Source organism: Peptostreptococcus russellii, assembly GCF_900110295.1.
Lineage (GTDB): Bacteria > Bacillota > Clostridia > Peptostreptococcales > Peptostreptococcaceae > Peptostreptococcus > Peptostreptococcus russellii_A.
In genome coordinates this window covers 144,348-163,372 of the sequence record NZ_FODF01000002.1, presented here as the reverse complement: position 1 = coordinate 163,372, position 19,025 = coordinate 144,348, and the positions used below count along the sequence as shown (strand labels likewise).

Genomic DNA, 19,025 nt, shown 5'->3' with positions numbered 1-19,025 from the left:
TTCTGCTATTTTTTATTTGAAAAATAGTGAACTAAAAAAGCTAATAAGTAGATACCTTTAAAAAGGAATAAAAAAGAGAGTAGATATTATCTACTCTCTGAATTATTATTTAGTTAAACTTACTTCTTCTGTCCATCCTTTAAGAATCTTACTCTTTCAATTCCCATAGTATCTAATATTGTATCAGTCTGATGGTGAACAGGTATACCCATCTTAGGAGCAACACCCATTACTGTATTTGTACAGTCTGTACAGTTAGATATAAGAACTTCTTCAGCTCCAGCCTTCTTAAGACCTAACATCTTCTGAGCCTGTCCTGGGCAATGTCCTGGGTTTTCACACTTTAATGCTCCACCCTTTCCTTCTACAGCCTGCTTACATCTTTCAACGCCAACAACTTCAGCGCCCATGTAACCAGCTATTTCTCTTAATCTATCTTCATTACCACCACAAGCACAAACTAGAAGACCCATCTTCTTGTTAACCTTTGGATATGGCTTAGTAACTAATATACCACCAGTAGCCTTTACTATTGGAGCGTCCATTGTAGTAGACTTACCAGTGAAAGGTCCACCCATTATGATTTCGCCATATTCACCGTACTTAAATAATCCGCCAGCTCTTTCTATTAAATCGCCAACTCTAGTACCAATTGGAACGTCCTTGAATATTTCAAGAGAGTTAGCAGTATTTAAATAACCAGCAACTGTTACATCTTTTTCTATTAAAGGCTTAAGATCATCAACAGCATCAGCTATAGCACACATAGTTTCAGAGTTAACGACAACAGCATTTGCTTCAGATGGTAACTTATCTGTTTCAAGAACAATACCTAGACATTCTCTAACTACAGCTCTTTCTTCACCCATTGGGTACATATTTGGCATAGCCTTAACAGTTATTCTATCATCATCTATTATCTTGTTTAAAGCTAATATTTCCTTTTCGTGTATTTCCTTAAGTGCAAATATACCATGAGCGGCATTACATGATTCCATACATAACTTCATACCTCTAAGTAGCTTTTCTGGTTCATGAAGTAACTGATCCATGTTATGTGATAGTATTGGTTCACATTCAGCAGCATTACATAGGATATATCCAGTACCACCTAAATCAGTACCTAACTTAACGTGAGTAGGGAAACCAGCACCACCAAGACCAACTATACCAGCGTTCTTAACAGTTTCTGCTATTGTAGCACCCTTTTCAATTTTAACGTAATCTTCGCCTTGAACTTCATTAGCTTCTATTACGATTTCGTCATCATTAACTTCGATAACCTTACCATCAACACTTGCGTGTAGATTAGCACCGATAAATCCTTCGAAATCAGCTATTAGCTGTCCTCTTTTAACTTCATCTCCAACCTTAACTATTGGATTGTTTTTAGCACCAATGTTCTGCTTTAATAATAAATGAATAGTATTTGACATAATTTTGCCCCCTTAAATAATAAATAATATGTAGTGTTTAATAATATTTGTTTGTAGTGCATTATTTAAATGCTAAGTAGTGTTATAAAATGCTACAACTATCGACAATCAAGTGATGTTATATGCCATATTTAAAGCCGTAGCTTATTTTTGATAATTAGCATTATAATCGGAGAAAGGAAAAATTCTAGATAATCGCTTTCTCACTTCTGTTATTATATCATAGAATACATAGTTATTAATAGGGTATTTATAAAAGTTAAAATATTAATTTGTTAATATTTATTTTTAAAATAAGATAAAAATACTAAGAAATCTGAAAATATTGTTTATTTGATAGAGAAAATGCTTTATGAAAATATTTTCTTAAAAAAAAGTAAGTATATCTTTCTTTTTTTAATTGTTAAAAAAACTCCTTCTATTATAAAATTTTATAAAAAAATATGATATTATAAATAGAATAACTGAAATACTAGTAAGTATGTGAATAAATTGTATAAATATGATTTTAAAAAAACTAAATAAATAGTTATATAAAAATAAATATATATATATAGAATTTTTAAAAGAAATAGTGTATAGTTGAATAGATACACAATAAATTAAATTCTATTTATATTGTATAAATTTTTTTTACCTATTTATGTACAATTAGCAACTATGGGCAATCATTTTTTATTTATAATAATTTATTATAATCTATTGTGTAAGTATTGTAATTATATATATGCAATAAATAAAAAGGAACATTATGATATAATCAATAAGAAGTAGGTTTAGGAGGTGTATTTATGTTTGGTGTCCCTATTAAAGAGTCAATTGAAAGCATGATTCAAAAAGATATTGAGCTTGTAGAAGAAAGTTTTACAGTTGGAGATGTTTTTGAATATTTAATAATAGAAAACAAACTTGTAATAATACAAGATTGTGAACATGAAAAAATAGTGGGGTATCTTTCAATTTATGATATACCTCATATAATGAAGAGATATGAATCAAATTACAGAGAAATACCACTTAGAACAGTTATGAACACTGATTTTGAGCTTATAAATGAGCGCTGTGGTTTTTTATCATATGACAAGCTAATAGAAAACGGTTCATATATGAATATAATTGTAAATGTAGAAGGAAAGTTGAAAGGATATATAAGCTCTAGATACATAAAATATACAAATTATGAAGAATTAGAAGAAAAGTATACTACATTAAAATATATTACGGGTCAAATTAATGAAGGAATATCAGCTATAGACAAGGATGGAATAGTAATTTTTTGGAATAGATTTATGGAAGAGAGATATGATATACCAGCATCTGAAATAGTTGGGAAAAAAATGAGTGATTATCTTGAAGATACCATATCTGGAAGAGCTCTTGTAACTAAAAAGGATATGAATGATTTTTACCATTCTAAAAATATAGAAGAAGGAACTGATCTATATGGATTTGTTCAAGCTAGTCCTGTATTCTATAATGAAGAATTCGTAGGAGTTGTATGTACAGAAGTTGATATTACCGATGCAACCAAACTTTCTAAGGAGTTGGAGTTGACTCAAGAAAGACTTAATTATTTAGAGAGTGAGGTAAAGTCTTTATCAAGAAATGATTTTGATGAAATACTAGGTAATAGCTATGCCCTTGAAAGGTCTAAACAGATAGCTAAGCAGGTTGCAAAATCAAATAGTTCAATAATGTTAAATGGCGAAAGTGGTACAGGTAAAGAAGTTTTTGCAAGAGCGATTCACAAATATAGTGAAAGAGAAGGAACTTTTATACCTGTCAACTGCAGTGCTATACCACAAGAGTTGTTCGAAAGTGAGTTCTTTGGATATGCTCCGGGTGCATTTACAGGTGCTACTAAAGCAGGGAAAAGCGGTATTTTTGAGTTAGCAAATAATGGAACAATTTTTTTAGATGAAATAGGCGATATGCCATTGAATATGCAGGTAAAACTTTTAAGAGTACTACAGGAAAAAGAGTTTATGCGTGTAGGTGGAAGCGATATTATAAAAGTTAATGTAAGAGTTATTGCTGCTAGTAATAAAGATATAAAGCAAATGGTTAGAGATGGCAAGTTCAGAGAGGATCTTTTCTATAGATTAAATGTAGTGGAAATCAAATTGCCGCCGCTTAGAGAAAGAACAGGAGATGTTAGGATACTTGTGTATCATTTCCTAGAAGAACAATGTAAAGAAAATAATAAGCCTTTCTTAAAGATAAGTAAGGAAGCTTTGAAGTTATTAGAAAAGTATTACTGGAAGGGTAATATAAGAGAACTTAAAAATACCATAGAAAATATGGTTGTACTTTCATCAGGTGATACTCTTGAAGTAGAAGATGTACCTGAATACATAATAGAAGCTATAAGTAAGCCAAAAAACTTTGATTACCCAATGGATCTTAATAGAGCTATTGAGATTTTGGAAATTAATAAAATTAAAGAAGCTTTAAAGATGGCAAGGGGAAATAAAAGCAAGGCTTCTAAAATTTTAAATATACCTAGAACAACTCTATATTATAAAATGAATCAATATAATATAGAGTAAATTTAACAAAAAAATATTTTTTTTTAATATAAGTGTTCAAATTTAAATTGCAGTAATGTAAGAAATTTGAACACTTTTTTATAAAGTAAGAAAAAGTTGACTTTAGAATATAAAAAAAAGACAGAATATAGTTAAAAAAGAAAGAAAAGAATAAAGTGTTGTCATTTTACTTACAAACTAAGATAAAACTTGTATTATCAGTAGATATAATATGTGGTAATTGTATTTTAAAATATCAAAAATATGATATAATATCAATACAAGGAAAATAAAAACAATAATGTTCAATAAACCGTCATATGTCAATAAACAGACATAGAAAGTTGGGAAAAATGTTTTCACAAAGAAAAGAATCCTAATAAAAGTGTAATTTTTTTAACAAAAATCTAATAAATGAAAAAAAATCAAAAAAAAACTTATTTTAATGCGATTTGCTAAAAGTTGGCACAAGCTTTGCTTATAATATCCACGAGAAGACTGTTAGAAGCAGTGTTCATGTAATGTTTGTATGTGTAAGGTTTTAAAATGTGCGTTTAAGAGTTGTATGAAACTGCAACTACTTAAGTGTACGGTGACATTAAAAATATCTGCATATGATTTTATGCAGGTAAAGGTGTTAATGCTATTGCAAGGGATATTTGATAAAAAATATTTTTAAATTGCATAAAAATATCTTTACTAATTCAAAAAATTAGTGTACACTTTAGTTGGTATACAAAATTGTGAAAAAAAGTATAATGTTTTTTTATGTATGTCTGATAGATATTTTCTATATATAAGTAAGTTTACTATAGAGTGAATGGATTTAAAACTTAAAATAAGAAAAGTCTGTCAATTAACAAAAAAATATTATTTTTATTCAGTTAGTCAACTTGTATTATTGTTCTTTTGCTTTAGTTTAAGAATTAATGTCTAAGTAGTTGTTAAGACATGTCTGACTGGAAAATTTCCAATTAGTGTTATCGCAGAAACAGTAGTGGTTTGAAAATCACGAATGATAATATACAGACTGTTAAGTTTCTCAGAGATATACCTATAGAGTATTGATATGTATTTTATTATATATATCAGTGACATGGTTAATAAGTACGATGAATTTCAAAAAAAGTTTTCGTATTTATATAATAAATTTAACTTACATTTTGAGGAGGTTTTTACTATGTCAATCACTGAAGAAACAGCAAAGGCTCATGCTAATGATCCTGCTGTCTGCTGTTGCAGATTTGAAGCAGGAACAGTAGTAGAAGCAGCAAATCTAGAGGATCCAGCTATATTCCCTGATTTGGTAGATTCTGGATTATTAGAAATCCCAGAAAATACACTGACTATTGGACAGGCTTTAGGAGGCACTCTAAAGGAAACTTTAGATGCACTTTCTCCGATGACAACAGAAAACGTAGATGGTTATTCTGAAATTGTAGAAGAAGAGGAAGAAAAAGAAGAAGTAACTGAAGAAGTTTCTGGAGAAAGTTCTTCCGGTTCAGTAACAACTCAGAAAGTGGATGGAGTTATAAAGATCCGCATAGAAGAAGGAACAGGAATTTATTTAGAAATTCCAACAGGTGTTTAAACTGCGTATAAAACGCGTATAAAAATATCAAGAAATATGTGTAACAGCAAGAGTTGCAAATTGGCTTTTGTGTTGAGATACATAAAAGCTAGCGACTCCTGTTCACGTATTTGTTATAAATTTAATTTAACTTATTAATAAGGAGGTTTTTTGCTATGTCAATAACTAATGAAACAGCAAAAGCTCATGCTAATGATCCAGCAGTCTGCTGTTGCAGATTTGAAGCAGGAACAGTAGTAGAGGCAGCAAATCTTGAAGATCCAGCTATATTCCCAGATTTAATTGATTCTGGATTGTTGGAAATTCCAGAAAACGCTCTAACAATCGGTCAGGCATTAGGAGGTACTTTAAAGGAAACTTTAGACGCACTTTCTCCAATGACTACTGATAATGTAGAAGGGTTCTCTGAAATGGAAGAAGAAGTAGAAGAAGAAACTGTAGAAGAAGAAGAAGCTTCTGTAGCAGCACCAGTAGCAACAGCTACTAATGTTGCAGGTGGAACTATAAAGATCCATATAGGTGAAGGTAAGGGAATAGACCTTGAAATACCTACTGGATTAGCAACTGGTGGAGTAGCAGGTGCTCCAGGAGTTGTAGAAGTAGCTCCAGCTGAAGTTGAAAAGGAAGAAACTAAGGTAATAAGAACTTTAGTTAAGAAGCACTATAAGATAGATAAGGTAGTATTCGGTGAAAAGACTGAAATAAACGGTACTACTCTTACTGTAAGAACTCCAGAAGAACTATGTAAGGAAGCTGTTGATACTGAAACTCTTGTATACGACATGAAGTTAGATATAATAACTCCAGATAGATACAATGAATATTCAGAAGCAGTACTTGACTTACAGCCAATAGCAACTAAGGAATCTGGTGAACTTGGTGAAGGTGTAACTAGAGTAATAGATGGTGTTGTAATGGTACTTACTGGTACTGATGCAAATGGCGTACAGATAGGTGAATTCGGTTCATCTGAAGGTGCAATGGATACAACAATGATGTGGGGTAGACCAGGTGCAGCTGATTATGGCGAAATATTCATCAAGGGTCAGGTTACTATTAAAGAAGGTACTAACATGGAAAGACCAGGACCACTAGCTGCTCATAAGGCATTTGATTACGTTACTCAGGAAATAAGAGAAGCTCTTAAGGCTGTAGAAGACGAATCACTAGTAGTTGACACTGAAGAAATAACTCAGTACAGAAGAACTGGAAGAAAGAAAGTAGTTATAGTTAAGGAAATAATGGGACAGGGTGCAATGCATGACAACCTAATATTACCAGTTGAACCAGTTGGTACATTAGGTGCTAGACCAAACGTTGACTTAGGTAACGTTCCAGTTGTTCTATCTCCACTTGAAGTACTTGATGGTGGTATCCATGCATTAACTTGTATAGGACCTGCATCTAAGGAAATGTCAAGACATTACTGGAGAGAGCCATTAGTTAAGCTTGTTATGGAAGATGATGAACTAGATCTAGTAGGTGTAGTATTCGTTGGATCTCCACAGGCTAACTCAGAAAAGTTCTATGTATCTAGAAGATTAGGTATGTTAGTTGAATCTATGGAAGTTGACGGAGCTGTAGTTACTACAGAAGGTTTCGGTAACAACCATATAGACTTCGCTTCACATATTGAACAGATAGGTATGAGAGGTGTTCCAGTAGTAGGTGTATCATTCTGTGCTGTACAGGGTGCTCTAGTTGTTGGTAACAAGTACATGAACTGTATGGTTGACAACAACAAGTCTAGACAGGGTATAGAAAACGAAATACTTGAAAACAATACTCTAGCTCCAGAAGAAGCATACAGAATAGTTGCAATGCTAAAGAACGCAATCGAAGGTGAAGAAATAAAGGCACCTGAAAGAAAGTGGAATAACAATGTTAAGTTAAATAACATAGATGCTATAGAAAAGGCTTTAGGTATTGAAATTCCTCTAGAAAAGAATGAAACTTCACTTAATATGACAAGAAAGAGAAGTCAGTTATACGAAAGAGCAGATATCGAAGCTGGCGTAGTTGAAGATACATATACTCCAGTAGAGGGTGAAATAAAGTAGGAAATTAATCTAAAACCATAGGTTGTTCAGATGCCTAAGAAAGGGGATAAAAATGGAAGAAAATTTAAGATATATATCCTCAGAAAAATATTATGAAGGTGTCATTTCTAATGTTGAAGGTGGCGCAGTCACAATAGACTTAAAGGGTAGACTTGGACAATTCAAAATACCAAATAGAATGCTTATTACTGACTATAATCCTCAAGTGGGCCATGAGGTTGGATTCATGTTAAGCAATCCAGAGGTATTAAGTCCAGAACCCAATGAGGAATATAAAAGAAAAATAAAATGTCAGCAGAAAGTTGAAGAAGAAAAGAAAATTGAGAATCTGACAAGGTTAGAAAGAGAAATTTTAGAAAAGACGGAAAAACTTGCCGAATTAGAAAAAATGATCAAGATAAAAGAACTTGAGTCAGAACTTAAATAGTCGAAGGGAGAGAAATACAATGAGTCGTAAGTTAACAACAGTTCCGGGACTTCAATCAGAAATATATGTTCCAATAACACCACCTCCAGTTTGGGCTCCTGTTACAAAACCATTAAATGAAATGGTTATAGCACTAGCTTCAGCTGCAGGTGTACACATGAAGAATGATGAGAGATTTAATCTAGCAGGTGATACAGGATTTAGAATGGTTCCTGACACAGCTACACCAGCAGACCTAATGGTTTCACATGGTGGATATGATAACTCTGATGTAAATAGAGACGTAAACTGCATGTTCCCAATCGAAAGATTACACGAACTTGCTAAGGAAGGATTTATAAAGGGAGTTGCTCCTTGTCACTACACATTCATGGGTGGTGGTGGTAACCAGGAAGTTTTCACAAATGAAACTGGTCCAGCTATCGCTGCTAAGTTAAAAGAAGAAGGTGTAGACGGCGTTGTTATGACAGCAGGCTGAGGTACTTGTCATAGAACTGCCGTGATCGTGCAGAGAGCAATAGAAGAAGCTGGTATACCAACTATAATAATAGCAGCTCTTCCTCCAGTAGTTAGACAGAACGGTACTCCAAGAGCAGTTGCTCCATTAGTACCAATGGGTGCTAACGCTGGTGAACCAAACAACGTTGAAATGCAGACAGGAATATTAAAGGCTACTCTAGAACAGCTTGTAGCTATTCCTTCAGCAGGAAAGATAGTTCCATTACCATTCGAATATCACGCTGCTATATAGTTAGTTGATATCGATAGTTGTATATGGGGTCCCTCCTGTATATGATGAAAAGTAAATATGGGAAATAATTAAGTTAATAGTAGTACATCCTCTATAGAAATATAGGGGATGTATATTACTATAAAAGTAATATTGGATTTTTTCCAATATAATATAGCGCCAAAGGTGGTCATAGTATGGATGAAAAGGTTTTAAGACGTCTTGTTATCAAACCTTTTGCTATAAATAGAGTGAATTTTGGCAAAAGATTTGCAATTAAAGGCAATGTTCTTGAAATTGTTCAGGAAAAAATTGATGAACTAAAGGAAGCTGATGACCTAATCAGTGATATTAAGTTAGAAATAATAAGCCCTGGCGATTATGACAGGAAAATAAACACAATAATGGATATAATACCAATTTCTACTAAAGTACTTGGTACAATAGGAGAAGGAATTACGCATACTTTATCAGGTGTTTGCGTAATGCTTACTGGAGTAGATGAAGATGGAAGACAAATGCATGAATTCGGTTCATCTGAAGGTGTATTAAGTGAACAGATGATTTTTGGTAGAAGAGGAACACCTGATGTCAACGACTATATAATACATATGGACGTTACAATAAAGGGTGGACTTCCATTTGATAGGCATCTTCCGAATGCTTGTTTCAAAGCTTGTGATAAATTTATCCAAGAGATCAGAAACACATTGAAGAAAGTTGACGGAAGAGAAGCTAGTGGCTCATATGAGTATCTAGATAAAGTACCTGCAGGTAATAAAAAGAAGGTTGTTTTAGTTAAGCAAGTTGCTGGGCAGGGTGCAATGTATGATAACCTATTATTCCCAGATGAACCTAGTGGTTTTGAGGGAGGTACATCTATTATTGATATGTGTAATATGCCTATGATTTTATCTCCTAATGAATATAGAGATGGAATTTTAAGAGCATTAGTCTAGGAGGTGTGTTATAATGGGTATAGGTCCTTCAACAAAAGAAACATCATTGCATATGTTTAGAGACCCATTGGTAGAAGTATTGGGAGAAGATACAGACATAGATTTTGTAGGTGTAATAGTAGTGGGAACACCTGATGGAAATAAGTACAAAAATCTTGTCGGACAGAGAGCTGCGGCATGGTGTGAAGCCATGAGAGTAGACGGTGCAATTTTAAGTTCAGATGGGTGGGGAAACTCACATGTCGACTATGCAAATACATTTGAAGAAATAGGAAAGAGAGGAATTCCAACTGTTGGAGTTACTTTCAATGGTGTTCAAGCAAAGTTTGTAGTTACAAATAAGTATATGGACACTATAGTTGATATAAACAAGAGTAAGGAAGGTATAGAAACTGAAGTTGTTGGTGAAAACAACGTAGATGTTGTAGATGCAAGGAAGTCTCTTGTTTTTCTAAAACTTAAAATGCGTCAAAAATAGTTAAAAAAATAATAAAATATTTGAATGGAGGTACTAATTATGAAATTTAGTAAAAGTATTCATGCAATTGATTCTCACACAGCAGGAGAGGCAACTAGAATAGTTGTTGGTGGAATTCCAAATGTAAAGGGAAATTCAATGCCAGAAAAGAAACAGTGGCTAGAAGATAATCTTGATTATCTTAGAACAGCTATAATGTTAGAACCAAGAGGACACAATGATATGTTTGGTTCTATATTAACTCAGCCTACAGATCCTGAAGCTGATTATGGTATCATATTCATGGACGGTGGTGGATACCTTAACATGTGTGGACATGGTACAATAGGTGCTATGACTGCAGCTGTTGAAACAGGTATGGTAGAAGTTACTGAGCCTATAACTCACGTTGTACAGGAAGCACCAGCTGGTATAATCAGAGGTGAAGTTACTGTAGAAGATGGAAAGGCTAAGAAGGTAGCATTTAAAAACGTTCCTGCATTCTTATATAAGAAAGACCAAGAAGTTGAACTTCCAGGATATGGAAAGATTAAGTTTGATATATCATTTGGGGGAAGCTTCTTTGCAATAGTTAAGGTGGATCAGATAGGAGTAGAAATAGTTCCTGAAAATGCTGATTTACTAAATAAGTTAGGTATGGAATTAAGAGATATAATCAATGCTGAAATACCAGTTCAGCATCCTGAATTACCACATATTCATACAGTAGATTTAATCGAATGGTGGTCAGAAACTGACACTCCAGGTGCAACTCTTAAGAACTGTGTTGTATTTGGACAGGGACAGGTAGACAGATCTCCATGTGGTACTGGTACAAGTGCTAAACTTGCTACTCTATACGCAAGAGGAGAATTCAAGATGGGTGATAAGTTCGTTTATGAATCAATTCTTGGAACATTATTCGAAGGTGAAATAGTTGGTACTGCAAAGGTTGGGGACTTCGATGCAGTTATACCACAGATATCTGGTTCAGCATATATTACAGGATTTAATCATTTTGTAATAGATGAAACAGACCCAGTTAAGTACGGTTTCATATTAAAATAATAAGAGTTACATTAAAAAATAATAAATAACAAAATATATAATCATGTACTTTTAAAGTTACATGTAATACCTGCTCTAAATGCAGGGAACTGTATTTAGAGTAAGGTATTTTTAGTAATATTATTACTTTTGGGTTATTAGAAATTTGTTCAGTTTAGATATGCATCTTGCTTTTGAACAAATTTATTTCAAAAGCATTTCTTTACGGAAATAATTATAATTTTTAAGCATATCTTGAAGGAAAGATAATAGCCCCCCAAAAGGGACAATAAAGGGAGGCAAATAAGATGGTTAAAGCGTTACAAATATTATTATATGCAGCATTTGCTATATATGCAATATACTTCTTTATGAATATAGCTAAGGCAAAGAAGAATGATGAGTTTGAAGAAGAAGCAACTTGGAAACCGATTGTCACTGGTTTTGCAACTAATTTTTTCGATACACTAGGTATAGGTTCATTCGCACCGACAATGTTTATGTTTAAGGCATTAAGACATAATATACCTGATAAAAAGATACCAGGAACACTTAATGTAGCAGACTGTCTACCAGTTTTACTTGAAGCAATCATATTTATAGGTGCAGTTAAGGTTGATCCAGTTACATTAATAGTACTAATTGCAGCAGCAGTTGTAGGTTCATATGTAGGTGCTGGTATAATTTCTAGAATGGAAGAAAAAAAAGTTCAGCTTGTAATGGGAATAGCATTACTTGTATCAGCAGCTTTATTCTTAGCGTCAATTGTAGGAATCATGCCAATAGGTGGTACTGCATTAGGATTAACTGGAGTTAAACTTATAATAGCAGCAATTATATTCTTTATATTAGGTGCCTCTTATGACAGCTGGTATAGGTCTATATGCTCCAGCGATGGTTGTTGTATTCTCAATGGGAATGGACCCATCAGCAGCATTCCCAATAATGATGGGATCTTGTGCACTATTGATGCCAGTTGCATCAGCTAAGTTTATAAAGGAAGACACATATGCAAAGAAGAACTCAATTCTAATAGCACTATCTGGTTTAGTTGGTGTTGTAGTTGCATATAAATTCTTCTCTGGATTAGACATAGAAAAATTAAAGATACTAGTTGTAATAGTTGTTACAATTACTGGTTTAATTATGTTAAAATCTGCTTTCAAAAAGACAGAAGAAGTAAAATAATAAGCAAAAAAATTGATTCTGTTTTAACAGGATAATATATAGAAAAAGGCTATCGTTTTGATAGCCTTTTCTAATGTCGATTAATAAAATATAGCATCAAAAATATCAAATTCAATGGATTATAAATCGAATAAAAATAATAAAAATCATAAAAAAATATACACAATAATAACTAATAATAACTAAACTTTGCTAAAATTATAACTTAACGATACAAAAAACGGGAAAACCTTTATTTTTTTTAAAAAACTTAATTAATATAGCTAAAATATGAAAATATATGAGAAGTAAAAACTTATAATCTTAAAAAATATATTTTTAAAGGCAAAATACTAAAAAAATAAACTTATAATTAATAAAAAATATAGAAATACCCTCTTTTGTGAAATAAATGAGTTGAAATTTTTTATAAGTAAATGTAAAATAGATTAGTATTATATTTTTAATAGGAGGAAACTTATATGACTAAGGAAAAGTATAAGGGAATTTTGTTCTGTTTTCTTATATCAATTCCGGCATGGTATTTAGGTAAAATGATGCCTATTATTGGTGGACCCGTGTTCTCAATAATAATAGGTATAATTGTCGGGCTTGTAATGAAAGACAGAAAAGAGGTATTTGAACCAGGAATAGCATTTGTTTCAAAAAAAGTATTACAATATGCTGTTATTCTTCTTGGATTTGGACTTAATCTTCAGATGATAGTCAAGGTAGGAAAAGAATCTTTGCCTATAATTGTATGTACAATAGCGACTTCGCTGATAATTTCTTACTTTGTAAGCAAGAAGCTAAATATTCCAAAGAAGATATCAATTTTGGTCGGTGTCGGATCATCTATATGTGGTGGTTCAGCAATAGCTGCTACAGCTCCAGTAATTGATGCAGATAGTGATGAAATTGCTCAGGCAATATCAGTAATATTTTTCTTTAATATTATTGCGGCTCTTATATTTCCTACAATAGGAGATTTAATTGGCTTGACAAATCAAGGATTTGCAATTTTTGCTGGTACAGCAGTTAATGATACTTCATCAGTTACTGCGGCGGCTTCATCATGGGACAGTATCCATCAGACCGGAACAATGGTATTGGATTCAGCAACAGTTGTTAAACTTACAAGAACTCTTGCTATAATACCGATAACTTTCTTCTTGTCACTTCATTTCTCAAAGAATGAAGACAAGGAAGAATCTTTCAGTTTATACAAAATAGGAAAGATGATTCCATCTTTTATATTGTATTTTGTTGGATGTTCAATAATTACTACAATATGTGAGATGATGATATCAAATGGAACTATTTCAGGAGCTTTGGCAGCTGGTATACCAAATTTCTTTGCCTTGATGAAGGTAGTAAGTAAGTTCTTTATAGTAATGGCTATGGGAGCTATAGGTTTGAATACAGATATTGTTAAACTTATTAAAACAGGTGGTAAACCTATATTATTAGGTACATTTTGTTGGATAGGTATAATAGTTGTAAGTTTAGTTATGCAGAAAGCCACTGGGCTTTTCTAAGAAAGTTTTTAAAATGAAATATAATTTAAAGTGTATTTATATGCAGAAATCATAGTGTTTCAAAGCACTATGATTTTTAATGAATATTTAAGCAGTGAAAGGGGTGAATAGTATACAAATTGTATACGATAATATGAAAAAAATAGGTGTTATAGGTGCTATGGAAGAGGAAGTAAAAGAACTTACTTCTATGCTTGAGGGCAGAGAGATGAAAACAGTTGCTGGGCTTTCTTTTTATGAAGGTAAAATAGAGGGCAAGGATGTAGTAGTTGTTGAATGTGGTATTGCAAAGGTAAATGCCGCAATGTGTACTCAAATATTAATAAGCGAGTTTAAAATAGACGCTGTTATTAATACAGGCGTTGCTGGAGCTCTATACGAAAAACTTGATATCAATGATATCGTTATATCTACAGATGCAGTAGAGTATGATGTAGATGCTTCACCTCTTGGAGATCCAAAGGGGACAATACCTAGAATGAAAACTTCTGTATTCACTGCCGATTCAAGACTGATAGATGCTGCATATGGTGCTTTTGAAGAAGAAAAGTTGAAATTTAATGCATATAAGGGAAGAGTTGTTACGGGAGATCAGTTTGTAGCTGACAATGAAACAAAAAATGCATTAAGAAATGATTTTGACGGATATTGCTGTGAGATGGAAGGTGGAGCTATAGCACACGTTGCTTATTTAAATAATACTCCATTTGTAATAATTAGAGCTATATCCGACAAAGCAGATAATTCAGCGGAAATGACTTATGATGAATTTGTAAAGATAGCCGCTGTAAACTCTAAAGAGATGGTAGTAAATATGTTAAAAAGAATATAACAGAATAAAATAGATTCTGTTTCCTGAATGTTGATGTTAAATGGATAAGTAATTTTTATAAAATAAGAAGATATTAAATAGTGGTCTTATATAGAAAAGTATGAGAAATAAGTATAGAGTAAAAGAAGGTTTAACTGTTAAACTTGATAGTTTATATGATGAAAATATATTTGTAATAATTGCTAACTGTAAGTGGATAAACAGTAAGTGATTTAAATATTTTCTTATTTGTATATAAAAGTGCTTATTTTTCAGGAGTTAATGTATATTATTGTCTGGAGATGATTAAAAAATTAACAAATAGGGGAAGGTATAAAATGATAAGAGTATTACAGATATTACTGTACGTTGCAGTAGTAGGATTTGGAATCGTATTTTTTAAGGATCAGATATCTGCAAAGAAAAATGGCAGACTAGAAAAAGAAAAGGCTTGGAAGCCTGCATTAATAGGTTTTTCAACTAACTTTTTCGATACATTAGGAATAGGTGCATTTGCTCCTACAGTGTTTTTATTCAAAGCTTTTAAAAGTAATATAACAGATAAGCAGATACCTGCAACACTTAATGTTGCTTGTACGCTACCTGTTTTATGTGAAGCAATTATATTTATACAGGCTACAAAAGTTGAGCCGATAACTTTAGTATCTTTGATAGCAGCAGCTGTAGTAGGCTCATATCTTGGAGCTGGAGTTATAGCTAGAACTGATGAAAAGAAGATACAAATAATAATGGGAGTAGCACTTTTTATATCAGCAGTAATGCTACTACTATCTACTTTAAAAGTATTACCAATAGGTGGTACTGCTTTAGGACTACATGGTGCTAAGCTTATAGTTGCAATAGTGATATTCTTTATACTAGGAGCTTTGATGACAGCAGGCATAGGTCTATATGCCCCTGCAATGGTTGTAGTTTATTCAATGGGAATGGATCCATCAGCAGCATTTCCAATAATGATGGGATCTTGTGCACTATTGATGCCAGTAGCATCAGCTAAATTTATAAAAGAAGATGCTTATGCAAAGAAAAATTCTTTATTAATATCTATATTTGGTATAATAGGAGTAGTAATAGCAGCGTTTTTTGTAAAAGGCCTTTCAATAGACAAGTTAAAGATACTTGTTACAATAGTTGTAGCCTTAACTTCATTTATGATGTTAAAGTCTGCATTTAAGAATAAGGGAAATGCATCTGTAAACTAAGCAGATTTAGATATAGAAATAGTATAGTTTCAAAAATGTTAAAATATAATACAAAAAAATAGTAAATTTATTTACTTTATTAAGAAAACAGCCCACTTCTAGCGAAAATAAGTGGGCTGTTTCCATTATTGACACTTTTTTTAAACAAGTATATAATGGAGAATAGGTAAAAGCTTTTAATATATTATATAGGGTTTATAAATACTATATAAGGAGAGAATAAAATGGGTGAACAAGAAAAAAAGGTAATATTTAGTGGAGTACAGCCTTCAGGTAAAATGACTTTAGGTAACTATCTTGGAGCATTGAAGAGTTGGACAGATTTACAGAAAGAGTTTGAATGCTATTTCAGTATGGTAAATATGCACGCTATAACAGTTCCACAGGATCCTGAGGTTCTTAAAAGACAGACAATTGAGCTTCTTGCACAATTTATTGCATGTGGTATAGATCCTGAAGAAAACACAATCTTTATACAATCACATGTTCCACAGCATGCTGAACTTAATTGGGTTTTATGTACAATGACATATATGGGCGAACTTAATAGAATGACTCAGTATAAGGATAAGTCAAAAAAGAGTGAAGCTAATTTGAATGCAGGTTTATTTACATATCCAGTTTTAATGGCAGCAGATATACTTTTATATCAAGCTGATGTTGTACCAGTAGGAGATGACCAAAAGCAGCATATGGAGCTTGCTAGAGATCTAGCAGAGAGATTTAATAACAGATTTTCTAAGACATTTGTTGTTCCAGAAGGTTACTATCCAAAGGGAACAGCAAGAGTAATGAGTTTACAGGAACCAGAAAAGAAAATGAGCAAGTCTGATTCTAATGAAAATGGATTTATACTTCTTTCAGAAGATGCAGATACTACTGCCAAGAAAATTAAAAAAGCAGTAACAGATTCTGTAGGTATAGTTAGATATACAGATGAACAGCCAGGACTTAAGAATCTTATAAATATTTACTCTGCTATGACAGATAAGTCTGTAGAAGAAATAGTTGCTATGTATGAAGGTAAGGGATACGGAGCATTTAAAAAGGAAATGGCAGAAGCCGTTGTAGAATCACTTAGACCGATTAGAGAAAAGTATAATTATCTTTTAGATAATCAGGATTTCCTTGAAGAAATATATACTAAGGGTGCTAAAAAGGCTGAGTTAAGAGCTCAAAAGACTCTTGATGCAGTTTATGATAAAATAGGATTTATAAAGAAAAATTATTAATAAAAACTATTGATATAAAATTTAAAATTAAAATTTATTAGATATAAAATGAAATAATTATTATAAAAGTACCGTAATTAAGCGGTACTTTTATTTTTTATGCTATAATTTATGGTATAATAAATTATTATGGATAATTGTGTGGAAAAGTAATTTTATATATTTGTTTCTATACAATTTGGCATGAAATTACTTAGCTCATTAAAGTAGTATATAAGGTATATAGTTAAAGAGTTTAATAAAAGATTTCATAAAAATAGAAAAGGAGAATCTTATGTATTTAGTACTCATAATAATTCTAATAGCTTTAGATCAATTTTCCAAGATAGCAGTTCAACAAATGCTAAGTGGAAGAAGTAGTCTTCCTATTATTAATGGAATATTTCACCTTACATATGTTGAAAATCGTGGTGCAGCATTCGGGCTTATGCAGGGAAAACAGATAATTTTTGCTGTAGTTGCAGCTGTAGTTACAGTAGTTGGATTAGTATGTATATATAAAAAAACTTACGGGAAGTTAGTAAATATATCTATTTCACTGGTAATAGCTGGGGCTATAGGCAATCTCATAGATAGAATAAAATTGGGATATGTGGTAGATTTTTTAGATTTTAGATTTATATGGAATTATGTATTTAATTTGGCAGATGTTTTTGTAATAGTAGGTACTCTTACACTTTGTATTTCTATTATAATAAGCGATCTTAAAGAAGGTAAGAAAGAAAAAAATAATAAAAAAAGAGTTTAATATTTTAACGTCTTCAAAGGGAGTATAGAAAATATTAAACCCTAAATTGTGGAGAAGTTGATATTATGTTAAGTAAAGTTGAACAAAATAAAAATATAGATTGTGATATAGCAAATGTCTCTGAGAAAGAGCGCGATAAAAATGAAGAATTAGATGTATATATAGTTTCAAAAGAAGATATAGGAAAAAGACTTGATTTATATGCATCTGAGAAATATAAGGATATTTCGAGAAGTTACATCCAAAAACTAATAAAAGAAGATAGAGTATTGGTTAATTCCAAAAAAGAAAAGGCAAGTTACAAACTATCTTTAGGAGATGAACTTACTATATTAATGCCAGAACACAAAGATTTGGAATTAATTGCTCAAAATATAGATTTAAATATAATTTATGAAGATGAAGGTCTTCTTATTGTCAATAAGGAACAGGGCATGGTAGTACATCCAGCTCCAGGAAATCCAGATAATACACTTGTAAATGCACTTTTGTATCACTGTGGAGATAATCTATCTAGTCTAAATGATAGAATAAGACCTGGAATTGTTCACAGAATAGACAAGGATACGTCAGGGCTTTTAGTAGTTGCAAAAAACAATGTGGTGCATGAGAGTCTAGCAAAACAATTTGCAGTTCACTCTATAACTAGAGAATATGAAATGTTGTGTATAGGAAATGTAAATTGGGAAAAGATGACAGTAGATAAGCCATTAGGAAGAAATCCTAAAAATAGATTAAAAAGAGCAGTAGTGGAAGATGGTAGAAGGGCTGTTACTCATTTTGAAACTTTGAAGTCTTTAAATGGTTTTACATATATGAAGGCAACTCTTGAAACAGGTAGAACTCATCAAATAAGGGTTCATTCAGCATTTATCAATCATCCGATAGTAGGAGATAATTTATATGGATATAGTGTAAAGAAGTTTTCTAAGTTAAAGGGGCAGATGCTTCATGCAAGAAAACTTGGATTTATACATCCTTTAACTGGAAAATATGTGGAGTTTACATCAGAGTTACCTGAACACTTTGTAAAAACTTTAAATATCATGAGAAAGTTATAGACCACTAAAA

General features: G+C 32.1%; 17 protein-coding genes. 16 read left to right on the top strand and 1 reads right to left on the bottom strand.

Going from position 1 to position 19,025, the window contains the following annotated elements:
• Window positions 1-119: 119 nt before the first annotated feature.
• Window positions 120-1,436 carry a proline reductase-associated electron transfer protein PrdC gene (gene prdC, locus BMY82_RS02155; protein ID WP_091974148.1) on the bottom strand — a complete coding sequence of 439 codons (1,317 nt, stop codon included), beginning with the start codon at window positions 1,434-1,436 and terminating at the stop codon, window positions 120-122.
• 791 nt (window positions 1,437-2,227) lie between these two features.
• On the opposite strand from prdC, the gene BMY82_RS02150 reads away from it, so the two are divergent.
• The 16 genes from BMY82_RS02150 (at window position 2,228) to BMY82_RS02080 (ending at window position 19,015) form a co-directional block, all read left to right on the top strand.
• On the top strand, window positions 2,228-3,985 hold the full coding sequence (locus tag BMY82_RS02150) for a sigma 54-interacting transcriptional regulator (protein WP_091974146.1): 1,758 nt from the start codon (window positions 2,228-2,230) through the stop codon (window positions 3,983-3,985).
• Window positions 3,986-5,144: 1,159 nt separating this feature from the next.
• Window positions 5,145-5,555 (top strand): sugar transporter, encoded by a 411-nt coding sequence (locus tag BMY82_RS02145; RefSeq protein WP_091974144.1) that lies wholly within the window; start codon window positions 5,145-5,147, stop codon window positions 5,553-5,555.
• Between the two features lie 155 nt (window positions 5,556-5,710).
• Window positions 5,711-7,615: a D-proline reductase (dithiol) proprotein PrdA gene (gene prdA, locus BMY82_RS02140; protein ID WP_091974135.1), complete on the top strand. Its 1,905-nt coding sequence runs from the start codon at window positions 5,711-5,713 to the stop codon at window positions 7,613-7,615.
• A 52-nt stretch (window positions 7,616-7,667) separates the two neighbouring features.
• A complete protein-coding gene (locus BMY82_RS02135; protein ID WP_091974133.1) occupies window positions 7,668-8,042 on the top strand; it encodes a CBO2463/CBO2479 domain-containing protein in 375 nt (124 codons plus the stop codon).
• Window positions 8,043-8,061: 19 nt separating this feature from the next.
• Window positions 8,062-8,793, top strand: coding sequence for a D-proline reductase (dithiol) protein PrdB (gene prdB, locus BMY82_RS02130; protein ID WP_091974131.1), 732 nt, complete (start codon window positions 8,062-8,064; stop codon window positions 8,791-8,793).
• 176 nt (window positions 8,794-8,969) lie between these two features.
• Complete coding sequence (prdD, locus tag BMY82_RS02125) at window positions 8,970-9,731, top strand: proline reductase cluster protein PrdD (protein WP_091974128.1); 762 nt, start codon at window positions 8,970-8,972, stop codon at window positions 9,729-9,731.
• A gap of 13 nt (window positions 9,732-9,744) precedes the next feature.
• A complete protein-coding gene (locus BMY82_RS02120; RefSeq protein WP_091974126.1) occupies window positions 9,745-10,209 on the top strand; it encodes a glycine/sarcosine/betaine reductase component B subunit in 465 nt (154 codons plus the stop codon).
• Between the two features lie 39 nt (window positions 10,210-10,248).
• The gene (locus tag BMY82_RS02115; RefSeq protein ID WP_091974124.1) at window positions 10,249-11,256 is read left to right on the top strand and encodes a proline racemase; all 1,008 of its coding nucleotides are present in this window, start codon (window positions 10,249-10,251) and stop codon (window positions 11,254-11,256) included.
• Window positions 11,257-11,543: 287 nt separating this feature from the next.
• A complete protein-coding gene (locus BMY82_RS02110; RefSeq protein WP_242938890.1) occupies window positions 11,544-12,224 on the top strand; it encodes a sulfite exporter TauE/SafE family protein in 681 nt (226 codons plus the stop codon).
• Window positions 12,184-12,423, top strand: a complete 240-nt coding sequence (locus BMY82_RS09555; RefSeq protein WP_242938889.1) for a hypothetical protein — start codon at window positions 12,184-12,186, stop codon at window positions 12,421-12,423. Before BMY82_RS02110 ends, BMY82_RS09555 begins: the two co-directional genes overlap by 41 nt.
• A gap of 461 nt (window positions 12,424-12,884) precedes the next feature.
• Window positions 12,885-13,940 (top strand): YeiH family protein, encoded by a 1,056-nt coding sequence (locus BMY82_RS02105; protein ID WP_091974122.1) that lies wholly within the window; start codon window positions 12,885-12,887, stop codon window positions 13,938-13,940.
• A gap of 133 nt (window positions 13,941-14,073) precedes the next feature.
• Complete coding sequence (locus tag BMY82_RS02100) at window positions 14,074-14,772, top strand: 5'-methylthioadenosine/adenosylhomocysteine nucleosidase (protein ID WP_091974120.1); 699 nt, start codon at window positions 14,074-14,076, stop codon at window positions 14,770-14,772.
• A 317-nt stretch (window positions 14,773-15,089) separates the two neighbouring features.
• Window positions 15,090-15,974: a sulfite exporter TauE/SafE family protein gene (locus BMY82_RS02095; RefSeq protein ID WP_091974117.1), complete on the top strand. Its 885-nt coding sequence runs from the start codon at window positions 15,090-15,092 to the stop codon at window positions 15,972-15,974.
• A 224-nt stretch (window positions 15,975-16,198) separates the two neighbouring features.
• Window positions 16,199-17,206 carry a tryptophan--tRNA ligase gene (gene trpS, locus BMY82_RS02090; protein ID WP_091974115.1) on the top strand — a complete coding sequence of 336 codons (1,008 nt, stop codon included), beginning with the start codon at window positions 16,199-16,201 and terminating at the stop codon, window positions 17,204-17,206.
• A 238-nt stretch (window positions 17,207-17,444) separates the two neighbouring features.
• Window positions 17,445-17,954 carry a signal peptidase II gene (gene lspA / locus BMY82_RS02085; RefSeq protein WP_317316014.1) on the top strand — a complete coding sequence of 170 codons (510 nt, stop codon included), beginning with the start codon at window positions 17,445-17,447 and terminating at the stop codon, window positions 17,952-17,954.
• A 65-nt stretch (window positions 17,955-18,019) separates the two neighbouring features.
• Complete coding sequence (locus tag BMY82_RS02080; protein WP_091974111.1) at window positions 18,020-19,015, top strand: RluA family pseudouridine synthase; 996 nt, start codon at window positions 18,020-18,022, stop codon at window positions 19,013-19,015.
• Window positions 19,016-19,025 lie beyond the last annotated feature (10 nt).